The 3,570-nt window shown below is 73.3% G+C and carries 3 protein-coding genes; 1 reads left to right on the forward strand and 2 read right to left on the reverse strand.

What is annotated here, in order from left to right; all coding sequences use genetic code 11:
• Positions 1-271 precede the first annotated feature (271 nt).
• Together BN3788_RS00005 and BN3788_RS00010 are read right to left on the reverse strand one after the other, a co-directional pair.
• Entirely contained in the window at positions 272-1,129 is an 858-nt protein-coding gene (locus tag BN3788_RS00005; protein ID WP_066581464.1) for a formate/nitrite transporter family protein, read from the reverse strand.
• 4 nt (positions 1,130-1,133) lie between these two features.
• The gene (locus BN3788_RS00010) at positions 1,134-2,564 is read right to left on the reverse strand and encodes an NAD-dependent malic enzyme (RefSeq protein WP_066581466.1); all 1,431 of its coding nucleotides are present in this window, start codon (positions 2,562-2,564) and stop codon (positions 1,134-1,136) included.
• A gap of 73 nt (positions 2,565-2,637) precedes the next feature.
• On the opposite strand from BN3788_RS00010, the gene BN3788_RS00015 reads away from it, so the two are divergent.
• Positions 2,638-3,570, forward strand: a 933-nt coding sequence (locus tag BN3788_RS00015; RefSeq protein WP_066581469.1) for a Fic family protein, incomplete at its 3' end; no start/stop codon positions are given.

Raw genomic sequence — 3,570 nt, forward strand, 5'->3', positions numbered from 1 at the left:
CGGGCGACGTTAACTGCTTGGTCACATAACGCGAGTACAGCGAGCGCGGCGTCCACGCGTACGATCGTCGGCCGCGTCGGCTGTGTATAAGAGACTGCTGCGTGCCCGTTGGCTCTGCCGGCGTCGGGGACGACGAGGGGTGCTCGGGGTCGGACGTGCTCATGGCCTGCTCCTCCGTCGCCGTGCGGGGCGCCAGGTCACGGCGCTGCCGTCAGGGCTCTCACGGTAGGGGCGAGGCGCTCTGCCCGCTCGTCCAGACGGATATCGCAGCTCAGCGAAGCGAGGCGTGGACCTGTGCCAGGTCGGGGCCGGAGGCCGCCGACGCGGGGGCGGGCGCGGCCGTCGGCTCCACGCGCGCCGGGCGCCCCGCCGCGTAGACGTAGGCCGCGCCGACGAGCAGCCCGCCGCCCACGAGGTTGCCGAGCCCGACGGCGGCCATGTTGCGTCCCAGCTCGAGCCAGGTGGCGTGCGGCAGGCCGCCCAGCAGCCCGAAGGAGAACGTCGTCATATTCGCCACGACGTGCTCGAAGCCCGAGGTGATGAACACCATGACGCAGGCGAAGATCAGCGTGATCTTCGCGCCCTCGGAGCGCAGCCGGGCGGCGGACCAGATGGCCAGGCAGACGAGCAGGTTGCACAGCACCCCACGGAAGAACAGCTCCGTGGTGGTCTCGGCGGCCTTGTGCTCGATCATCGAGGCGATGGTGGCGCCGGCGTTCGTCGACGGGCCGAGCGCGCCGGAGAAGTGCAGCAGCGCCGCGAACGCCATCGCGCCCACGAAGTTGCCCACCATGCAGAACAGCAGGGTCGCGGCAGCGCGGCCCCAGGTGATCGCCCGGCGGAGGGCGCCCTGCGTCAGGATCATCATCGCGGAGGTCGCGAGCTCGCCACCGGCCACGACGACGATGGTCAGCGCCACACCGAACACGAGGCCCTGCACCAGCGGCGCCCACGGAGAGCCCGCCACGGCGAGCGGGCCGCCGGCGGTGGTCATGATGACCACCCCGATGCCGATGTAGGCGCCGGCCAGCATCGCGTGCACCAGGTACACGGCGGGGGTGCGTGTGAGCTGCGTCTTCTTGCGGGCCGCCGCGTCGTGCAGGTCGAGCGCCTCGGAGATGCTGAGCATGGTGCTAAGCCTGCGGGCGCCCGACGCGGTGTTCATGGGACGAAAGCCCGGTCGCCTGGGCGGCCTGCTCCACAGCGGCCGCCACCACCGCGGTCACATCGGGATGGAACACGCTCGGCACGATGTACGTCGGGTTCAGCTCCTCGTCCCGCACCACCGACGCGAGCGCCTGCGCGGCGGCCAGCAGCATCGCCTCGTTGATCCGGTGGGACTGCGCGTTGAGCAGCCCGCGGAACAGGCCCGGGAACGCGAGCACGTTGTTGATCTGGTTCGCGAAGTCCGAGCGCCCGGTGCCGACCACCGTGGCGTGCAGGGCGGCGACCTCGGGCTCGATCTCCGGGCGCGGGTTCGCCAGCGCGAACACGATGGAGTCGGCGGCCATCGTCGCCACGTCGTCGCCGTCGATCACGTCGGGCGCCGAGACGCCCACGAACACGTCCGCCCCGGCCAGGGCCGCCCGCAGCGTGCCCTCCACCGCGCGCGGGTTGGTGTGCGCGGCCGTCCAGGCCAGCTCCGGCGTCAGGCCCGGCCGCCGGGTGTGCACCACGCCGTCGATGTCCGCCACCACCACGTCCCGGGCGCCCGCGGCGAGCAGCAGCTTGAGCACCGCGGTGCCCGCCGCGCCGGCGCCGGACAGCACGATCCGCACGTCGGGCAGCTTCTTCTCCACGACCCGCAGGGCATTCGTCAACGCCGCCACCACCACGATCGCGGTGCCGTGTTGGTCGTCGTGGAACACCGGGATGTCCAGGCGCTCCCGCAAGCGGCGCTCGATCTCGAAGCAGCGCGGCGCGGAGATGTCCTCGAGGTTGATGCCCGCGAACACCGGCGCGATGGCGCACACCGTCTCGACGATCTGGTCGATGTCCGTGGTGTCCAACGCGATGGGGAACGCGTCGATGTCCGCGAACCGCTTGAACAGCACCGCCTTGCCCTCCATCACCGGAAGCGCCGCCAGCGGGCCCAGGTTGCCCAGGCCCAGCACCGCGGTGCCGTCGGTGACCACAGCCACCGTGTTGCGCTTGATGGTCAGCCGCCGGGCGTCCTCCGGGTGGGCGGCGATGGCCTCGCACACCCGCGCCACCCCCGGGGTGTAGACCATCGACAGGTCGTCGCGGTTGCGCAGCGGCACCTTGGACTCCACCGACAGCTTGCCGCCCAGGTGCAGCAGGAACGTGCGGTCGCTGACCCGCTCCACGGTGACCCCGTGCAGCATCCGCAATGCCTCGACGATGTCGGAGGCATGCGCCTCACCCCGCGTCGCGCACGTCACGTCGACGGTGATCCGCTCATGGCCCGACGCCGTGACGTCGAGCGCGGTGACGATGCCGCCCTCGCGCTCGATCGCCGTGGTGAGCTCGCTGACCGCCGTCGGGCGGGCCTCCACCTGGAGGCGGGCGGTGATGGACGACGAGACGCTGGGCGCGGCAACCATGGCGCACAGTGTGGCCTGGACCACGTCCAGGCGCCCACGCCGACACCCGGAAGCGCCGCCGTAGGGTGGGCGTGTGGCGCGAGCAGCAGCGGCGGAGACCGGTCCGGACCCCCTGGAGGGGATCGCGACGCTACCCGGCGTCGCGCAGTCGGTGGAGGCCGCGCGGGTCGCCTGCGAGGAGCTCCGTTGGCATGAGGCCTACCGCCGGCGCTGGCGCGGCGTGCGCGCCGAGGCGACAGTTCGCAGCGCCCGGGCCAGCGCCGCGCTCGACGGGGCCCGCGTGCCGCTCGACGTGATGCGCGCGATGGTGACCGGCGCCGAGCCGGGCGGCGGACATGAGCACCTCGTGGCCCTCGGAGCCCTACGGGCCGGCGCCCGCGTCGAGGGTCTGATGCCCGAGCTCGGCGCGCGCGGCGCCGCACGGGTGCCGCCCTTCGGGCAGCTCGTCGCCGGCCTGCACAGCGCGGCGGGCGCCGGATGGCTGGCCGACGACCAGCTGGGACGGCTGCGGGTCGACCAGGCGCCCGAGGACCTGCGCGGGCTCGGGCCCGCGCCGACAGGCTCCGAGCTGGCGGCGCGCCTGAACCTGTTGGGCGACGTGGTGCGGACCACCGATGCGCCGGCACTGGTCGTCGCGGCCGTCGTGCACGGGGAACTGCTCACGCTGCGGCCGTTCGCCGCCGGCAACGGCCTGGTGGCCCGCGCGATGGCGCGGCTGCTGCTCACCAGCCGTGGGCTCGACCCGACGGGGTCGGTGGTTCCCGAGGCGGCCTGGGCGCCAGCGGCGAACCCGTATCTCGCCGCCGCGGCGGGCTTCGCCACCGGCTCGCCCGAGGGTGTGGCGGGGGGGGGGGGGGGGGGGGGGCCGGGGGGGGGGGGGGGGGGGTTCTTTTTTCCAACTGCGCGGTCGCCCGACCTTCCGGGGGGGGTGTTCGGTTGTGTCGGGGTTGTGGCGGTTGGCAGAGTCATCGCGGCCAGGTGCGGCAGGATCAAGAGTAACGAGGAG

It is taken from the genome of Cellulomonas timonensis, from assembly GCF_900046455.1.
GTDB classification, from domain to species: Bacteria; Actinomycetota; Actinomycetes; order Actinomycetales; family Cellulomonadaceae; genus Cellulomonas_A; species Cellulomonas_A timonensis.